Here is a 16,352-nt window from a genome sequence, read left to right as displayed (position 1 = left end):
CCTATGTCAATGGCCCCAATGCCCACGTCGCCGCCGGCAGTACCTTTGTCGATTGGCTAATGCGCGTTTGAAGAGAGCCAGGCACAATCATCGTCCAATCTTCTTGCCGGGTATGTCAGACATCGAGTTGCTTGTAGTCGGCATCCACCGACGGGTGCAAAAGCGCACGAGAATTTCGACCAAGGCGCCTTCCAATCGGCGCTACAGGGCTATTCCTCTCTGGCGACCCAATTGCCATGATACGGAGCCGCCTTGCACAATAGCTATCACCTCGCGGCCAAGCTGACGGTCGATGACCGGCCGCCACGGAACAAGGGTGAACTCGTGGCTCTGCTCGACCACGGCGAACTTGCCGCTCGATAGCTGCACTGGGACGCAGGCTGCGCGGCGGAAGCCCTGCGGATGCTGATCGAGAAGATCGTGCTGACGCCAGGACCGGAACGGGGCGAGATTTTCGCGACGCTGCACGGCGAATTGCGCACCATCCTGGAATGGACGGAGCGGCAAGCCCTTGGCAAATCTACAAAAACAAAAACTCCCGCGGCTTTGGCCACGGGAGTGTCGGTATCAGTGGTTGCGGGGGCGCGCAACTACCGATACCGACATTCACTGGAAGTATCCATCTGACAACCACGAAAATCCGACACTTGGTCTGAACTATCGTAAGCGGTTGCCAGTCGGAAACATTTTGCACCAGCCGTATCAGAGCCGCCGGACAGAATATGCTGGCCAGCGACAGCCAGTAAAGCGTGCGTTCGACTTTACGCTATACTGATCGGGTATCATTGCGTGGAACAAATCACATGAACAAACGTTTCCAGCGGGTTCATGGGGACTCCACTTGACGGATCAAAGCTCACCTACCACCCCACACCTCACCGTTCTTGTGGTCGAAGACGAGCCGCTGGTGCGCATCTCCGCTACCGATTTTCTGATGCGGGCGGGCTTCAAAGTCTACGAGGCGGCTAATGCCGACGAAGCGGTTGAAATTCTTAGTTCGCGCGCGGACGTGCACGCGGTATTCACCGACGTCCACATGCCGGGTTCGTTAAATGGCGTCGAATTGGCGAAAATGATCCATAAAAACTGGCCGGGCATTGCCGTGGTGGTCACGTCCGGGCTGCATCGAGAAACTGCCAATGATCTGCCTGAAAGCGCTGCTTTCATCACCAAGCCTTATCTGCCTGAGACCATCATCACCCTGATCCATCAAGGAGTGACCCCGCAAATCGTTATTCCTAAAGCGGCCGACGGACTGGAATGAGATTGCTTTTGCCGCACCCTTGGTGCGCGCGAATCTGACGATCGAATACAGCCAGGAACTACGGCGCATATCCCACATAGATGGTAGGGAAAGATCCTTGAGGGAAGCAGTCCGAAATCCAGATTTATTCCACGCCACGTTCTCTGACGGCCAGCGTGTGGAGCTTTTTTGTAACAGTATCATTGGTCTCGCACCGATCAATCATTGCTGATAGCGCCGCAAGGACGATCTGTTTTCTACTCGCCTCAGGATGAGCCTTGCGGACAGCCTTGAAAAGGTCGTTCGCCTTTTCATAATGGTGGGCGAGCCGAAGCAAGGTGCTTTCTATTTCCTTCGTCTGATCTGACATTTTCCGTTCTCAAGAACATGACCGGAATTCTATGATTAGCACAATCTGATCTCGCGTAGTAGATGGTCTGAATAGTCGGCCTTTCCCCGGCGTGTGAAGCACAGTCACTTGCATATATTCCCGCTTTGTCTCGCTTGGATTTCCGCTCTGACGCCGATCTGCCTGTGTTAAAAGGTGTGTGGTTGCTATCGGAGGATTCTCATGAGTGAAATCACGACTATCGTACTGTTCGAAGTGCCCGAGATGCACGCCGAGCGATTTCTGTTGGATTGGCAAGAAAGCAACGCATTCATGACGCAGCAAGACGGGCTGATCGAAGGCACGCTCTATCAGGCGTCCGAAGACAACGCGCTCTACCGTTTCGTGAACATCGCCCGCTGGGCCTCGGAAGAAGCATTGGACAGGGCGCGGGACCGACTCCGGTTGCAACTAGCGGAACGGGGAATTGATCAAAAAGCGACTTGGGCCGTATTGGGCATCAAGGTCTCGCCCTTCAGCTATTCCGCTCTCGTGAATTACCAGAGATCCTGAGAAAAGGGGCTCCTGTTTTGTGGGCTATATGTACCGCGCATTCCCCTTGAATGGCGCCGCATCGCGTCCCCCAAACCCACTCCACGACGCGATAGACACGACCGACATGCACGCGGCTAGGTTTGCCTCTCCCTATTGCCTGCCAGTGCACGCACGAACGAGAGCATAGCGCAATTTACTGCATCGCCCAGCACCCGTAACCCTTCCGTTTTAACGATCTGCATGCCGACCACGCGCTGGACTTTCCATCGAACCCAACAAAGCGGGCTCGATACATTCGGCTGCTTCCATCCCGGTACTCAACGATTGCGGGCTGTACGGCGGCAAGCAAGCCATCCAGATCAGCTTTCGCTCGGTCGAGCAATGGCTCCCGTGTCGTCGTCATTGGCGACAGCTTCGTTGAAGGATGGGGCGTTGCAGATCACGAACGAATGACCAACATCCTTGAAACGCGAACAAAGATTCCGCATCTGAACTTCGGCACTGCCGGGAATTTTGGCACGACTCAGGCCTATATTCTCTACGAGAAGCTAGCCAGCAGATTTGACCACGATGCGGTTATCTGGATGATCCTGCCTGCAAATGATTTTGCGGATGATACGCCGACTGCATCAAGGCTGGAAGAAGGCGCGCGTTGGCGTCCGTATCTCGTCAGGAATGACAAATCCGATACGTACGATGTCGTTTATCCCGCCGGGGGTTTTGAAGAGGCGACGCGCTGGGCTATTTTCCGCAGGAATATCTCAGTCGAGTTTTGGATGACCGCGCGCGCCTATTATTATTATCGTGGCCTTTTTGACTGGCTTAGTCACGAAACTGAGGTGACGCGAACGCCTTCCACAAAGACGCCATCGAATTATTTCGACTTTGACGATGAACAGTTCGGCAGGCTGGCATTCGCTGCGCGGAAAATACGACAAGCGGCGGGCGATCGCAGGATAATGGTTGTGACCATACCTCGCTCGGCCGATATAATGCGCTCCAATGAAGAAAGGGGGCTGTCGCCTCTTAATCGGCGCATCACCCAGCTATCGAAAGAACTTGGCTTTGATCATATCGATCTACTTGCAAGTATAAGAAGCACCAAATGGGATAACTATTATATCCCATGCGACGGTCACTGGACATATCAAGGTCACTTGTTTGCTGCCAACCATCTTTATCAAACGCAGTATTATAATTCTGTTCGATCTGGTGTGAAGAAATAGTGGCGATGCGGCAACGTCGGAGAGACTTAACCAGCGCCTCCGGCCTTGCGAGCGAGATAGATGCACTGCCGCGCCTCGCGACCTTGCAGAGGATTGTCGAACACCACGGCTTCGGCGCGCGCTTCGCCGAACGCGGCCCCCAGCACGGCGGTGAAGGCGGCGTCTTCCTGATTGTTGGACCAGAGCGCAAAGACACCGCCGGCAAGCAGGTGCTCGCTAAGTTTCTTCAGGCCCTCAAAGGTATAGAGCGCCGCGTTCGACGGCTTGAGCACTTCGTGTGGCGAGTGGTCGATATCGAGCAGGATGGCATCAAACCGCGAACCGGGATTCAGCGGGTCGAAACCGGTCTCGGGGGACGCCGCCATCGCGAAGAAATCGCCTTGAACAAGCCGGCATCGTTTGTCTGCGGCGAGCACTTTTCCCAGAGGCAGCAGCCCTGACTGGTGCCATTCGATGACCGGCCCCAGAGCATCGATGACGAGCATCGAGCGCACCTTCGGATTTTCGAGCGCGGCGACCGCCGTGTAGCCGAGCCCAAGCCCGCCGACGGCGATCCGCAGGTCATTCCCCGGCAGGCCCTCCAGTGCGACCCTGCCGAGCACCTGCTCGGACGCGGTGAACTTGGATGACATCAGGAACTCGTCGTTCAGCTTGATCTCGTAGATGTCGTCACCGGTGGTGAGATCGCGGCGGCGGCGCAGCACGAGCGTCCCGAATGGGGTAACCTGGTAGTCGAGTTCTGCGAAAAGCGGGCTCAAGCGATAGCTTTCTTTGTTGGGGAGCAGCGAATTGGAGCGATCGGTATGCTCGTGATTGCCATCGGCCGCGAACCGGCCGTGGTTCCGAGGGTTCCGGTGGAAATCGTCCGATGGTCTCCCACAGATCCTCGCGAAAAGCCAGCAACGGCATTTCCTTCCGATCGACGTCGAGCACTTCCGCAAGCTTTCGGCTGAGATTCGCAGCTCACTTAAGGCTGCACCGATTCCGTCGGCTTTCTATATCGTCCGTTCCTCCATCCTCACTTGACCACCACGTGGCCGACCGTAGGACCGTCATCGGCAATTCGATTCAAGCGTGGGAGCAGCAACCAGAGGCACACAGCCGAGATCACCGCATAAGCAACCATCCCCGAGTATTGGGTTTCGATGCTAACGTCGAGATCGAGCAGCAGCCCCATCAGCCCAGGGGCCAGGGCGGAAGCGAAGACCTGGCCGGCGAACGCAACGGAGCGGATCGCTCCCAGATGCCGCGTGCCGAATAACTCTGCCCAAAGCGCGCCAAGCAACGTGGACGCGCTCCCGTTGGTGATCGCACAAAGCAACATGAACGCGGGAACCACATAGGGCGAACTTGAAAAGGCGAGAACACTGATCCCCAATGCCATCGGGATCAAAAAGAATGGAAGGAACCGGCGCGCCGCGTACCGGTCAACCAGCCACCCGGTCAGCAGCGCCATGAGAACGCTCGCCCCGGCATAGACCGGAAACCAGCCGGCGAACCAGGCGAGGCTCCAGCCTTTCACCTCGACCAGATGCGCCTGATGAAAGAAGATGCCTGTCATGGCGAAGGACGGAACGACGATCCCCGAAACGACAGCGAAGAACTCCGGCTTGCGGATAACCTCTGCCCGGGTCCATTCCCGCCGCGCTTCGAATGCGGAAGCATCCGTCGCCTCGCCCGCCGCGACCGCCGGTTCCCGCCGCAGCAGGAAGACGACAAGCGGTATCGACACCAAAACAAGGATTCCCGCCGCGGCAAGCCAGGTCTCCCGCCAGCCATACGCGCCAATCATCGTTACGGCCGCAAACGGCATCACGGCCTCGCTGGCAGGAAAGCCGAGAACGGCAAGCGACATCATCTTGCCGCGCCTGAGATGGTACCAGCGACCCACACCGGTTATTGCGAGTTGGCCCATCGAACCCTGTCCGAAGAGCCGCAGACCGAACAGCACCGGCAACAGCATCCAGGCTGCAGACACGCCGGACATGGCCACGCACATGCCTGCGAGCGCCAGGATCGCGAGGACGGCCAGCCATCGGATACGATAGCGGTCCGCGATCTTGCCGCCCCAGATCAAGATCGCCGCGCTGGCGATCGTAGCGATTGCGTAGAGGCTTCCGAAACCGCCGTCCGTCAGACCGAGCTCGGCCTTCAACTGCGGGGCGAAGATGGCTATGAAATAGGTCTGGCCGAATGCCGACGACATCGTCATCACCACGGCCGCGATCACCAAGCCTGACGGCGCAGGCGGGCGTTCTGTCATTGTATTCTTTCCTTTTGGGAGCAGCTATACGCGGAACCACCGGTGCTGCTTGCAATGCGAGATCAAGCTCTCCGCGGGGTTTACGGACCGTTGAACATGGCAATCTCAGCCATCGATCTCCTTGAACGAGAATTTGGCGCTTTCGACCTGGAACAGCGACGATTCAATCTGTTCCGCACATGAGAGATCGAAGAACGCGACGTTGTAGCCTTCAGCCGAGAAGGCGCTCTTGTAGACGACACCGTCGAAGTCCTGCTTCTGGAACACTTCCGCAAGGATCTGCGTGGCTGCGTACTCGGCGGTGTTGTCGCTCCGGGTGACAGGACGAGAAAAGGCATGATCGATGTTCGCCCATACGATCCGTTCGATTTCGTCTGGTGATAGGTCACCGCTGCGCTCCAGTTCAGCGCCATGAAGCACCGAGCAATCCACCGCCGCCACATCGCGGACCGTCCGGAAGCGGGCAACCGAGACCACCGAGCCGATCCACGGCCTCACTTCCGACATGGCAGCCTCGCGCGTCGTGGCGAAATAGAGGCACGGGATTCCCTTCGGATTGACCCGACCCTCGTAGGCTCGATCCTGCAGCGGCTTCATGCGGCTTTCCGAATGTGGACCGCGAACGCGCCCTCCTTGTTCCGGATCGACAACCCAGTCATGACCGACCTGCGCGCGCCAGAATATGGTCCCTTTGTCGATCAACCTTCTGCGGCCGTGACACGTCCGCGCCACGGCGTTCAGAAAATTCTCAACGTCGGCCGAGCGAAGATATCTGCTTTGGAGCGCGATCTCCTGTGTGAAGCTCCAGAAGGCGTCGGCTGTGCTGAACTGACTCATCATATCGATATGGCCATCGCTCTCATTTTGCCATCCCCACGAGAGCGGGTCCTCCGGCGGGCACGATTGGCGTTCTTGCACTCAGCCGGCGCGATTGGTGTCCGTGAGCCGACGCCCTTGCCGCTTCGGGTCGGCGCAAAGCACAGCACATGCTCCGGGCCATCATGGCGCAGATAGTCGCGGTCGTATCGACCGAGCACGACACCATCGGGACCGACCAGGCCAGCAGCACGGATTTCCCTGTCCTCAGCCCATCGCGCCGATCCGTAGGTGGCAACGTTACGGGCTTCCCGCGCCCGGATGATCGACATCATGATGGCGGCCGCGATGGCGATGAAGCCACCCGATGCCGCGATGATTGCGCCTTCGACGAAGATCGCGGGCGCATAGGCGTCGAAGGAAAACCACCACCAGAAGAAGGCCGGCGGATAGTAGACCGGCCAGCCAGCCAGCTCGAACCACGGATTACCAAGCTGGGGCTGGAAGCCGAGCCGCCACGCCGTCCATTGCGTCGCGACGTCGCGACCCACACCATCACCAGAACAATGGTGAAGACGACGGCAATCTGACCCCAGAGTATTCGGCCTCCACGCATACAGGCTCCCAATCGGCAAAAGAGACGGAGCCGATCAGAGAACAGGCAGTTGTGCGAGAGGCAACAGGAAAGATGAAGCCGGAGGGCTGCCGGACACTATAGCGTATAAATAGGATGGATCACGTCAGTGCAGGCGCTTGGCGCGCTCTTCCGCAACTTTCAACCGTAGAAGCCGCCGGACGCCACAAGCCGGTCGCCGGTAATCCATGCCGCGTCGTCCGAGGCGAGAAAGGCTGCGGCCTTGGCGATGTCCTGCGGCTGGCCAAGCCTGCCGAGCGGTGTCTTCTCGATCATGTCCTTCTCGAAGGGGCTCCCGATGAAGCCGACGCTCTCGATGCCTTCGGTATGCGTGCCTCCCGGCGCGAGGGTGTTGACGCGAATGCCGCGAGATCCAAGTTCGGCCGCAAAGGCACGCGTCAGGCAGTCCAGTGCACCCTTGGTGGCGGAATAGACCGCCATGCCCGGAACCGCGCGGACGCTGTCGATGGAGCCGATGTTGACAATGCTGCCGCCGGACGGTCCGAAGTGCCGGGCCGCCTCCTGGATGGTCTGGATGACACCGAGAACGTTGGTGTCGAACTGGCGGCGAAACTCCTCGACGGTGATGGCGTCGAGCGCCGTCTGGCCGTAGACGGCGGCGTTGTTCACGAGGATATCGAGCCGACCGAAGGCCGACAAAGTCTCCGCAAACAAGCGCTTCACGTCCTCGCCGTTTGCGACGCTTGCCTGGACGGCAATGGCCTGTCCTCCAGCCTCGGTGATCGCCGCCACGACATCGTCGGCCCCCTTGCGGCTGGAGGCGTAGTTGACCACTACCCGTGCGCCCTCTGCCGCCAGTTCTCTGGCGATCCCTGCGCCGATCCCTTTCGACGCACCGGTGACGATGGCCGTCTTGCCTTCAAGTCTCTTCATGTCCGTCTCCAATGAAAGAACTCAAGGGGCAAAAAACGCCTTCATTTGGCGGCTTTTCCCTGGGTTCGGTTATGTTTTGACCGGCATTGGCGCCGGTCGGCAAAGTCTCTCTTTCCGTCGGACAGATCGCGTTTGGCTGTCCTTCGGTTCTTGAACCAGTCTCCAATGCGTGACCCTGATGCCGCTTTCCGGCTTCGGTCACAGAGTGGCGTTCGGCTCCCGGTTTCCCATTCTCCTTGAGGAGCGCAGCCCAGTCTTGCCGGGCTCGCTAGACGCACATCAGGACAACCGGGATATCGTCGACGCGCCTTCCATGGTGGTGGTGCCGCGCGGCTCATAGGCGCGCTGGTCACGCAGGATCTGGAAGGCGATCGTCAAAAGCTTGCGCGCGATGGCCACGCGCGCCTTGTTGGTTCCTTTGATCTTCAGATGCTCGTACTGGGCGTGCAACTGCGGGTCCGAGGCGATGGCGGGGCTGACCGCTTCCACGAAGGCCCAGCGCAGCCACTTGTTGCCCTGTTTGATGATCTTGCCGTGATAAGTCTTGCCGCCGCTCGAATAGGTCGATGGCACAAGCCCGGCATAGGCGGCTAGCTTCTTCGGCGTGCGGAACCGCGCTATGTCATCGATCTCCGCGTCGATCAGCCGGGCAAAGAATTCGCCGAGGCCGGGGATCGTCTTCAACAGCTTCACATTGGCATTGGCTCTGGTCATCGCCCGGATCGTCGCTTCCGACTGCTTGATGCGCACATCGATGTCGCCGATGAAGGCGAGGCCCCGATCGATCTGGATGCGGTCGATCGGCGAGACGTTGACCTGCGCAAGCTGGACACGACCGGCCTTGCCGAACAGATCACCGAGCCTCTTCAACTGTGCCGTCTGCTCCGGATAACGATCGAATACCGTGACGACCCGGTTCTTGGTCATCGTGCGCAGCCGGACATAAAACATCCGCTCCCGAAGCGCGACGCGAAGGTCTCGCGATCTCTCGCTGGGTGCCCAGGCCTCCGGCACCAGGTCGGTTCGGAGCAGATGCGCCAGAACCGTCGCGTCAATCTTGTCGGTCTTGATCTTGGCGTCGGCGATCGCCTTGACCTTCAGCGGATGGGCGAGAACGACATCATCACAAATGTCGTCGAGCCAGTCGTACATCACCATCCAGTTGCGCGTCGCCTCGACAACCGCATGCGCGTTCTCGCGATACCGCTCGAGAAAGCCGCCCAGCGACTGTCGGTCGTTCTTCACTCGGCCCGAGCGTAGCGTCTTGCCGCTCGAATCCTGAACCACCAGATGGCTGTAGGATTTGTGGTAATCGACGCCGATATGGTAATCATAAGAGGCAGTCATGCTTCCAACTCCCTTGTTGAGATCTTCGAAACCCCAATAAGGTAAGCCGAAAGGCTGGAAGTGTGACTGTCCCTCGATCATCGACTGCATCTCAGTGATCCGTTCTCTCAGCGGGTGCGGCCTCTTTCATGCCACCTCCTTAAAGCTGCGTCATTCCGCCATCGACGACGAGGTCTGTTCCGGTCGAGAAGCTGCTCTCGTCCGATGCCAGGAAGAGCGCCGCGGCCGCGAGTTCCTCCGGGCGTCCGATGCGACCGAGCGGCACGACAGAGGCCGCCTGCTTGCGGAATTCCTCTGCTGCCTCCGGCGATCCGACCTGACATTCGATGATGGGTGTGTCGACCGGGCCGGGGCTCAGCGTGTTGACGCGGATGCCCGATGCCAACAATTCCGCTGCGGCTGTGCGGACGAGCGATCGGATGGCTGCCTTCGTGGCGTTGTAAACGCTGTGGCCCGGCAGGCCCTTGGTCGCCAGGCAGGACGAAACGAGGATGATCGATCCGCCGTTGCCCATCAGCGGAATCGCCTTTTGCAAGGTGAAGTAGGTTCCCTTGACGTTGATGTCGAACATGCTGTCGAAGTGTTCTTCCGCAGCGTCGCGGATCTGGCTGGATGCGATCACGCCGGCGTTGGCGACAAGGATGTCGAGCCGCCCTTCCGCTTCCCGCACTGTCGCGAACAGCTTGTCGAGGCTGCCAAGGTCGGAAACATCGCTCTGTATCGCTTTCGCCTTTTCGCCGAGCTTGTTGGCGGCAGCATCGAGTTCGGCCGGGCGGCGGCCGGTGATGTAGACCGTCGCGCCTTCTCTGATGAAGCGTTCGGCAATCGCGAAACCGATGCCGCTGGAGCCGCCCGTCACGACGGCGATTTTTGAATCAAGCTTGCTCATGAAGTCCTCTGTTGACCATTTAGCAGGGAGGCGTGTGCGATATTGCACAAGTTTTGCCTCCCATTTAAATATGAGGAAAGAAAAATGCGTTTTAAACTGGCGATGAACGCACACCACTTGTGAGAAAACGCACCATGGATCATTGGGATGAAGTTCGGATGTTCCTCGCTGTCGCCGAGGGCGGCACAGTCCGCGCTGCTGCGGAAGCGCTGAAGGTCAACCATGCTACAATCATCCGCGGAGTGGGCCGGCTCGAAGAGAAGCTCAACACGAAGCTGTTCGAGAAACTGGCGACCGGATACCGGCTGACGGATGCCGGAAGTGATATCGTGGAACTTGCCGGACAGATGGCGACGGCGTCGTCACAGATAGAGGCGCGCATCTTCGGGCGCGACCAGGACGTCTCCGGGCCCCTGAGGTTCACGCTTCCCATCTCGTTCGCCACCGATCTGCTGATGCCGACGCTGACGGCGTTCAGGGCGAACTACCCGGACATTGCGCTGGAGATCCTGAGTTCGGGATCGGTCGTGAACCTTGGCAACCGGGAGGCGGACGTCGCGCTGCGCGTGGTGGTCGGCGGAGCGTCGCCGCCCGAAAACCTCTACGGAACGGAACTCTGCGAATTCCATATGGGGTTCTACATCGCCCGCGATCTGGCATGCTCTCGTTCACTAACTCCCGCTTGGCTGCTCGGGGCGAACGAGGCCGTTCCGACGGACTGGGCGCCGGACGCCGGGATCAAGATGGCCTCCGTGCCGATCCGCTTCGCCGAAATGCGCTCACAGTTAGAGGCCGTCCGCGCCGGCATGGGCATCTCCGCCCTGCCTTGTTTCCTCGGCGACGCCGACCCGCTGCTTGCCCGCGTCCCCGGCGGCCCGGTGACACACATTGGCGATATATGGCTGCTGACCCATGGCGACACACGGCGGACGAAGCGCGTGCGGCTCCTCTGCGACGATATCCGCAGCGCGATGCAAGGATTTGCAGGACGCCTTGCGGGGCGATTCGAAGGCGGCGCTTCCGAATTCCTGTGACGTTGAAGGGCGGTCTTTCTGGCGGCCCGACACTTTTCATCGCCTACGTCAGACCGGGGGCTGCGGCGTGTAGCCTTCTGGCGCGAAGCTGCCGCTGGCTGCTGGTAATCGGCACAACCGCTCTCCACCCGACCCGGCGATTCAGAAACTGCCCAAAACCGCTGATGAACTGCGCCAATGAGTCTGGAAGTCGCACCGCGTGCGGCGTTAGAGACCCTATGATGGTCACTTGCCTCGCGGCGTAAGGCTTCTGGATGTTGCGCATTGGAAAATGTGCAATGGAAGGAAGAAGCCATGACCATTTCAACGAAATACATCGGCCTTGATGTTCATCGGGACACGATATCGATTGCCGTCGCCGATGAAGGTAGGGACCCGGAAATCCGGTTCTTTGGGACTGTCGCCAATGATTGCGCAGTGCTGCACAAAGCGCTGGCGAGCATCGGCAAGAACGGTGCGACGCTGAAGGTCTGCTACGAATCCGGCCCGTGCGGGTTTGTGATCTATCGTTTCCTGAAGAGTCTCGGGATCGACTGCGTCGTGATCTCGCCGTCCTCGATGCCGCGTCGGCCGAATGACCGGGTGAAGACCGACCGCCGTGATGCGCAGACGCTGGCCAGGCTCTTGCGTGCCGGTGAACTTACCGCCGTCTGGGTGCCCGACGAGGCGCATGAGGCGATCCGCGATGTGGTGCGGGCACGCCGGCAGGCAAAGCAGATCTGGTTTCGGCGAAGAACACGCTGAAGAGCTTCCTGTTGCGGCACGACCGCCGGTATCAGGGAAAGGCCATATGGAGTCGGATGCACTGGCGCTGGCTCTCGGACCAGCGTTTTGCCTTTGCGCACCAGCAGTTCGTCTATGAAGAATACAAGCGCCGCATCCATGAACTGGAGGAGCGCTGCGCGCGGCTGGAGCAGGTTCTTGAGGAAGCGGTCCTGGATTGGCCGCTGGCCCCGGTCGTCACCGCGCTTCAGGCGCTGCGTGGGATCAGGTTCATCGCGGCCATCACGCTGGTCGCGGAGATTGGCGATCTGCATCGCTTCGACAGCCCGAAAAAACTGATGGCCTGGCTGGGCCTCGTTCCGGCCGAGCATTCCAGTGGAACGCGGACGCGGCGCGGCGAACTCACCCGTACTGGCAACGCCGCCGCCCGCGCCATGCTGATCGAATCCGCGTGGCAGTACCGCTATCCTGCACGGGAGGGGCGAGCGCTGCGGGAACGCAATGCCGGACTGCCCGATCACATCCGGGCCATCGCCTGGAAGGCGCAGACCCGCCTGTGCGCGAAGTTCCGCCATCTGGCCGGAACCGGAAAGCATGCGGCGAAGATCGTGGCGGCGGTCGCGCGCGAACTGGCGGGCTTCATCTGGGACATCGCCCGCCATACGCCGGCGCCGGCCTCAAGGTTGGCCTGACACTCACTTTAACCACTCACGGACGAACGGAAAGGAGAAGATCGGATCGTTGACATCGCGACCTGGCTGGCGTGCTGCGCGCCCTGATTGACGCGGACAATCCTCGATATAGCCCTTGGGCAGTATCTTACGACGCCCGATTTGGAGCTGGAGGAAGGTCCACGACGGAAAAGGGTCGTGCGGTAGCCAATCCGCGGATGAGAGTTTGATCAATCGTCGTCAGAAACAGGCGCGCGCAGCACACCCGCCAGGCCGTTCAATCTCCATCTTGCATCGGATTTTGTTCCGGTGGCAGAATAGCCGTGCGCTCATCCAGACGTGACCATCATGAGAGGGCTATAGCGTAGACGTAGTGCTCATCATCGTCGAGCGTGGCCCGCCATCCTGATTCGCTCTTCGTCCGCAACGGCCTGTTCGAGAAGCCGCCGATAGCCTTTCTTCGTCATCCATTGCGCGCGGGCGAGATGGCTTTCCCAGCAATGGCGCGTGCGGGTTTCCTCCGCGACGGGATCGCGATGAAGAACAATCTGCGCCACCTCCTTCCAGTCCGCCCCGTCCGTCTCCGCGTCCAGTAGACGGAGGTAGGTCACGAAATGCTCTTCGTCGTAAATGGTGATGTCGGCGCCGGTTGGCGCCTCATCGTCAACATCAGGGTCAAGCTTAGGTCTGACACGCATCAGACGCCCTCCTTTTTGGGCTCGCGACATACATAATCTCGAACTGGGATAATCCCAGAACAGGATTAGTGGAACGGCTCCCTTTCATCAATGGAGCGACGTTCCGAATGCAGAAGTCTTTGCGCACGCCCCGACAGCAGCTTCTCCTGTCCCTGCTTATCGAGGCTCGCAAGGCGAAGGGACTTACCCAAGCGGACGTTGCCGCCGCACTTGGCAAGCCGCAATCCTTCGTCGCCAAATATGAGAACGCAGAGCGACGGATTGATGTCATCGAGCTTGTGGATATTGCTGCGGCGCTGGGCGTTTCGACAGCCGCTATACTGGAAAAGATCGAATCGTCTTCCAAAAATGGCGCATGAAGCCCATCAGGCAAATAGCATGCGGCATTGATGCGAGGCGCGCCGTCCGCGCGTCAGTGTGACCGAACCGGCGATAAGCTAGATGGGTTGTGCCGACCGGCTCATCTCGCGTGCAAGAGCAAGCAGGTTTCGCAGCACTGCGTCTCGATTGTAGGGCGACCAGACAGCCGAGAATGCAACGGGCTCGGGCTCGTCGGTTATCGGGAGGAAAACCACGCCGCATGTCGGCGACAGCGAGGTAGCCGCGCCAACGAGGGTGACACCAAAGCCCTGTCCGACCATCGATAGCAGCGAGCTGCGCTCTACATCGAAACGGAGGATCGAAGGCCCGGGCCAACGGCTGGCAAGGCGCAGGACGATATGGTCATGAACCTGTGGCCCGGTGCCGCCACGCCGGACAAGGAAGGCTTCTGCTGCAAGATCGGCCCAGGTGACGCTTGCACGCTCGGCGAGTGAATGGTTCTCCGGCAGGGCGACCAAGAGCGGTTCGCCGAGACGGCCGCCCGCGATCAGCAGCACCCCGAAGGCCAGTTCATAGCCGGCGATGACGAAGCCGATCTGTGCGAAGTCCGCGCCGAGATCAGCCTGCATGGAGGGGATGGCGACATTGACCACGAACAGGTCGAAGACAGTGATGAAGCCACCGAGCAGCAGGATGGCCAGTGCGAGCGGAGAAGAGTTGGGAATGTCGGCGCTGCTCGATGGTGACGAGGATGGCGATGCTTTGGTTGCTGGAATGCAGTTATCGGACATAGCGGTTCCTGTGGTTGAAACCACCGGATAAACTGCATACAGTCCTGTTACTATGGAGGAAGTTATACGGTTACTATGAGCAACACCCTGGAAAGCCGTCTCGATCGTACACGCACGGAACTGGCGGATTTTCTGCGTCGGCGCCGCGAAAGTCTCTCGCCACTCGATGTCGGGCTCCCGCCGGGCAAAAGGCGTCGGACCCCGGGACTGCGGCGAGAAGAAGTGGCGGCGCTCGCGGGCGTCGGCCTCAGTTGGTATACGTGGCTGGAGCAGGGTCGCGACATCAACGTCTCGGCCGCCTTTCTCGATAATGTGTCGCGGGTGCTGAAGCTTGACGAGACGGAACGGCGGCATCTCTTCCTTCTGGCGCACCACCGGCCTCCAGCGATCAACGGGCGGGCTTGGTGCGCGCTGCCGCCGCTGGTTCGTCGTCTGATCGACGATCTGGAGTTGCGTCCTGCTTACGTCATGAACCTGCGCTGGGACGTGATCGGCTGGAACACGGCTGCGGAGCTTCTCTTCGGCTTCGATGGCCGCGATCCCGCGGAACGGAACATGCTGTGGATGCTGTTCGGCGACGACAGCCTGTCGGATCGGATCGTCGAGTGGGACAACCAAGCCCCGCAGATACTGGCCAGTTTCCGGCGGGATTTCGCTCAGGCACCCGAAGACGAGGACATGATCGGGCTGGTTGAAGCGCTTGAGCAGCGGTCGCCCGCGTTTCGCGATCTCTGGCGGCGGCATGACGTGCATGGCCGCTGCCAAGGACGTCGCAGCTTCCTTGTCGTCGGCATCGGTGCGGTCGCGTTCGACCATTCCACCCTCATCGTCGACGAGGAGAAGCACCTGCGTCTCGTGGCCTATGCCGCACTTGCCGGCGAGGACGCCAGCGAGCGGTTCGAGCGGTTGCTTACCTCGTAGCTTCCGTAGACTGCTTGGAGTTTGACTCGCGCCGTCGATCCCATTCGGTCGTGTCCCGATACGGGATAGGCTGCTGCATCGGCAGCCTATGTACGTTGAAGCAACCGCCGCACGTCCCACAATCATTTGCCTCGTTGCAACGTCAGCACGACAATGCCAATGATTGCCGCGCCTGCTCCGAAAATCGCCGTAGCGGTCAGCCCGAACGCGCCGATCACACCGCCGCCAACGAGCGAGCCGAGCGCGATGCCGGAATTGAACCCGGCGATGTTGAGGCCGGCGGCAGCGGCCAGTGCCTTCGGCGCATGGCGCTCGGCAATGCCGATGACACGGGCCTGCATGGCGGGCACTGCCGCATAGGTAAGCGCGCCCAAGGCCGCGATTAGCACCACCATGGCCGGGACGGAATGTACGGCGGGCCAGATCGCCGCCAGCACGATGGCGAGACCGATCAGGACGATCATCACCGCCTTGTCGGGGCCGAGCCGGTCGGTTATGCGCCCACCAACGATATTGCCGATCGCGGCCGCGACGCCATAGACCAGCATCATCGTGCTGACGAAAGCGGCGTTCATGCCCGTCACTTCGATCAGCAGCGGTGAGATATAGGAGAACAGGCAGAACGAGCCTGTATAAGCCAGCACAGTGATGAGCGCTGCGCCGAGCAACCGCCGGTCCAGCAATGCCATCAGATTGTGAAGCGCATCCTTTGGTTCGCCGCCATCTCTGGCGTTAGGCATGAGAAAGGCGAGGCCAAGCACGCCGATCGCGCCACAGATGGCGACACCCATGAAAATTGTCTGCCAGCTCCAGATACCACCGAGGTGGGTGCCGATCGGCACGCCAAAAGCAAGCGCGAGTGTCAACCCGCCAAAGACGACGGCGACCGCGCTGCCCGCCCGCTCCGGGGCCACCAGTCGCGTCGCCGCGCTGGACGCGACCGCGAGAAAGACGCCATGCCCGAGGCCCGAACCGAAACGGGCGGCGAGCATCGACGT

At 60.0% G+C, this 16,352-nt stretch carries 18 protein-coding genes and 3 pseudogenes; 8 read left to right on the top strand and 13 right to left on the bottom strand.

Annotation, left to right across the window (positions count from 1 at the left end; genetic code table 11):
* Positions 1–201 precede the first annotated feature (201 nt).
* Positions 202–369 (bottom strand): annotated as a pseudogene (locus C5748_RS10935) (DUF3363 domain-containing protein); the annotation flags it as partial.
* Between the two features lie 33 nt (positions 370–402).
* Between C5748_RS10935 and C5748_RS10930 the strand changes: the two are divergent.
* On the top strand, positions 403–627 hold the full coding sequence (locus tag C5748_RS10930; RefSeq protein ID WP_245429004.1) for a hypothetical protein: 225 nt from the start codon (positions 403–405) through the stop codon (positions 625–627).
* 214 nt (positions 628–841) lie between these two features.
* Positions 842–1,264 (top strand): response regulator, encoded by a 423-nt coding sequence (locus tag C5748_RS10925; RefSeq protein ID WP_105741955.1) that lies wholly within the window; start codon positions 842–844, stop codon positions 1,262–1,264.
* A gap of 124 nt (positions 1,265–1,388) precedes the next feature.
* Here the strand turns inward: C5748_RS10925 and C5748_RS10920 are convergent, their stop codons facing one another.
* A complete protein-coding gene (locus tag C5748_RS10920; RefSeq protein WP_105741954.1) occupies positions 1,389–1,613 on the bottom strand; it encodes a hypothetical protein in 225 nt (74 codons plus the stop codon).
* Positions 1,614–1,814: 201 nt separating this feature from the next.
* On the opposite strand from C5748_RS10920, the gene C5748_RS10915 reads away from it, so the two are divergent.
* On the top strand, positions 1,815–2,144 hold the full coding sequence (locus tag C5748_RS10915; protein ID WP_105741953.1) for an antibiotic biosynthesis monooxygenase family protein: 330 nt from the start codon (positions 1,815–1,817) through the stop codon (positions 2,142–2,144).
* Between the two features lie 175 nt (positions 2,145–2,319).
* Here C5748_RS10915 and C5748_RS10910 read toward each other — a convergent pair whose 3' ends face one another.
* Entirely contained in the window at positions 2,320–2,529 is a 210-nt protein-coding gene (locus C5748_RS10910) for an SPOR domain-containing protein (protein ID WP_105741952.1), read from the bottom strand.
* Here C5748_RS10910 and C5748_RS10905 point away from each other — a divergent pair.
* Positions 2,450–3,352: a GDSL-type esterase/lipase family protein gene (locus tag C5748_RS10905; RefSeq protein ID WP_342588355.1), complete on the top strand. Its 903-nt coding sequence runs from the start codon at positions 2,450–2,452 to the stop codon at positions 3,350–3,352. The two genes, C5748_RS10910 and C5748_RS10905, sit on opposite strands and share 80 nt — an antisense overlap.
* 26 nt (positions 3,353–3,378) lie before the next feature.
* Here the strand turns inward: C5748_RS10905 and C5748_RS10900 are convergent, their stop codons facing one another.
* The 7 genes and pseudogenes from C5748_RS10900 to C5748_RS10870 form a co-directional block, all read right to left on the bottom strand.
* Positions 3,379–4,110: a spermidine synthase family protein gene (locus C5748_RS10900; RefSeq protein WP_105741983.1), complete on the bottom strand. Its 732-nt coding sequence runs from the start codon at positions 4,108–4,110 to the stop codon at positions 3,379–3,381.
* A gap of 260 nt (positions 4,111–4,370) precedes the next feature.
* Positions 4,371–5,615: an MFS transporter gene (locus tag C5748_RS10895; RefSeq protein WP_105741950.1), complete on the bottom strand. Its 1,245-nt coding sequence runs from the start codon at positions 5,613–5,615 to the stop codon at positions 4,371–4,373.
* 105 nt (positions 5,616–5,720) lie between these two features.
* Positions 5,721–6,452 carry an RES family NAD+ phosphorylase gene (locus C5748_RS10890; RefSeq protein ID WP_280953478.1) on the bottom strand — a complete coding sequence of 244 codons (732 nt, stop codon included), beginning with the start codon at positions 6,450–6,452 and terminating at the stop codon, positions 5,721–5,723.
* A 95-nt stretch (positions 6,453–6,547) separates the two neighbouring features.
* Positions 6,548–7,047: pseudogene (locus tag C5748_RS10885) on the bottom strand (type IV secretory system conjugative DNA transfer family protein); the annotation flags it as partial.
* Between the two features lie 159 nt (positions 7,048–7,206).
* Positions 7,207–7,959: an SDR family NAD(P)-dependent oxidoreductase gene (locus C5748_RS10880; protein ID WP_105741948.1), complete on the bottom strand. Its 753-nt coding sequence runs from the start codon at positions 7,957–7,959 to the stop codon at positions 7,207–7,209.
* Between the two features lie 279 nt (positions 7,960–8,238).
* The gene (locus C5748_RS10875) at positions 8,239–9,306 is read right to left on the bottom strand and encodes an IS110 family RNA-guided transposase (RefSeq protein ID WP_105741982.1); all 1,068 of its coding nucleotides are present in this window, start codon (positions 9,304–9,306) and stop codon (positions 8,239–8,241) included.
* A 139-nt stretch (positions 9,307–9,445) separates the two neighbouring features.
* Positions 9,446–10,195, bottom strand: coding sequence for an SDR family NAD(P)-dependent oxidoreductase (locus C5748_RS10870; protein ID WP_105741947.1), 750 nt, complete (start codon positions 10,193–10,195; stop codon positions 9,446–9,448).
* Positions 10,196–10,329: 134 nt separating this feature from the next.
* Between C5748_RS10870 and C5748_RS10865 the strand changes: the two genes are divergently transcribed.
* Positions 10,330–11,229, top strand: a complete 900-nt coding sequence (locus C5748_RS10865) for a LysR family transcriptional regulator (RefSeq protein ID WP_105741946.1) — start codon at positions 10,330–10,332, stop codon at positions 11,227–11,229.
* 294 nt (positions 11,230–11,523) lie between these two features.
* Positions 11,524–12,644: pseudogene (locus C5748_RS10855) on the top strand (IS110 family RNA-guided transposase).
* Between the two features lie 359 nt (positions 12,645–13,003).
* On the opposite strand, the gene C5748_RS10850 reads toward C5748_RS10855, so the two are convergent.
* Positions 13,004–13,321, bottom strand: a complete 318-nt coding sequence (locus C5748_RS10850) for a DNA -binding domain-containing protein (protein WP_105741944.1) — start codon at positions 13,319–13,321, stop codon at positions 13,004–13,006.
* A gap of 107 nt (positions 13,322–13,428) precedes the next feature.
* Between C5748_RS10850 and C5748_RS10845 the strand changes: the two genes are divergently transcribed.
* Positions 13,429–13,680: a helix-turn-helix domain-containing protein gene (locus tag C5748_RS10845; protein ID WP_105741981.1), complete on the top strand. Its 252-nt coding sequence runs from the start codon at positions 13,429–13,431 to the stop codon at positions 13,678–13,680.
* Positions 13,681–13,758: 78 nt separating this feature from the next.
* Here the strand turns inward: C5748_RS10845 and C5748_RS29310 are convergent, their stop codons facing one another.
* Positions 13,759–14,433, bottom strand: a complete 675-nt coding sequence (locus C5748_RS29310) for a LysR family substrate-binding domain-containing protein (protein WP_105741943.1) — start codon at positions 14,431–14,433, stop codon at positions 13,759–13,761.
* A 75-nt stretch (positions 14,434–14,508) separates the two neighbouring features.
* Here C5748_RS29310 and C5748_RS10835 point away from each other — a divergent pair, with 75 nt between their 5' ends.
* Positions 14,509–15,354: a helix-turn-helix transcriptional regulator gene (locus C5748_RS10835; RefSeq protein WP_105741942.1), complete on the top strand. Its 846-nt coding sequence runs from the start codon at positions 14,509–14,511 to the stop codon at positions 15,352–15,354.
* 122 nt (positions 15,355–15,476) lie between these two features.
* Here C5748_RS10835 and C5748_RS10830 read toward each other — a convergent pair whose 3' ends face one another.
* A complete protein-coding gene (locus C5748_RS10830; protein WP_245428991.1) occupies positions 15,477–16,346 on the bottom strand; it encodes an MFS transporter in 870 nt (289 codons plus the stop codon).
* Between the last annotated feature and the right edge of the window lie 6 nt (positions 16,347–16,352).

The organism is Phyllobacterium phragmitis (assembly GCF_002980495.1).
Classification (GTDB): Bacteria; Pseudomonadota; Alphaproteobacteria; order Rhizobiales; family Rhizobiaceae; genus Paramesorhizobium; species Paramesorhizobium phragmitis.
The sequence above is the reverse complement of the archived record's forward strand: the minus strand, read 5'-3'. Positions and strand labels throughout refer to the sequence as shown.

Coding starts and splice junctions, on each gene's coding strand:
- C5748_RS29310 (WP_105741943.1), bottom strand. CDS start 14,433: ATGTCCGATAACTGCATTCCAGCAACCAAAGCATCGCCATCCTCGTCA.
- C5748_RS10915 (WP_105741953.1), top strand. CDS start 1,815: ATGAGTGAAATCACGACTATCGTACTGTTCGAAGTGCCCGAGATGCAC.
- C5748_RS10890 (WP_280953478.1), bottom strand. CDS start 6,452: ATGAGTCAGTTCAGCACAGCCGACGCCTTCTGGAGCTTCACACAGGAG.
- C5748_RS10845 (WP_105741981.1), top strand. CDS start 13,429: ATGCAGAAGTCTTTGCGCACGCCCCGACAGCAGCTTCTCCTGTCCCTG.
- C5748_RS10830 (WP_245428991.1), bottom strand. CDS start 16,346: ATGCTCGCCGCCCGTTTCGGTTCGGGCCTCGGGCATGGCGTCTTTCTC.
- C5748_RS10880 (WP_105741948.1), bottom strand. CDS start 7,959: ATGAAGAGACTTGAAGGCAAGACGGCCATCGTCACCGGTGCGTCGAAA.
- C5748_RS10930 (WP_245429004.1), top strand. CDS start 403: ATGCTGATCGAGAAGATCGTGCTGACGCCAGGACCGGAACGGGGCGAG.
- C5748_RS10835 (WP_105741942.1), top strand. CDS start 14,509: ATGAGCAACACCCTGGAAAGCCGTCTCGATCGTACACGCACGGAACTG.
- C5748_RS10875 (WP_105741982.1), bottom strand. CDS start 9,306: ATGACTGCCTCTTATGATTACCATATCGGCGTCGATTACCACAAATCC.
- C5748_RS10870 (WP_105741947.1), bottom strand. CDS start 10,195: ATGAGCAAGCTTGATTCAAAAATCGCCGTCGTGACGGGCGGCTCCAGC.
- C5748_RS10910 (WP_105741952.1), bottom strand. CDS start 2,529: ATGACGACGACACGGGAGCCATTGCTCGACCGAGCGAAAGCTGATCTG.
- C5748_RS10865 (WP_105741946.1), top strand. CDS start 10,330: ATGGATCATTGGGATGAAGTTCGGATGTTCCTCGCTGTCGCCGAGGGC.
- C5748_RS10920 (WP_105741954.1), bottom strand. CDS start 1,613: ATGTCAGATCAGACGAAGGAAATAGAAAGCACCTTGCTTCGGCTCGCC.
- C5748_RS10850 (WP_105741944.1), bottom strand. CDS start 13,321: ATGCGTGTCAGACCTAAGCTTGACCCTGATGTTGACGATGAGGCGCCA.
- C5748_RS10895 (WP_105741950.1), bottom strand. CDS start 5,615: ATGACAGAACGCCCGCCTGCGCCGTCAGGCTTGGTGATCGCGGCCGTG.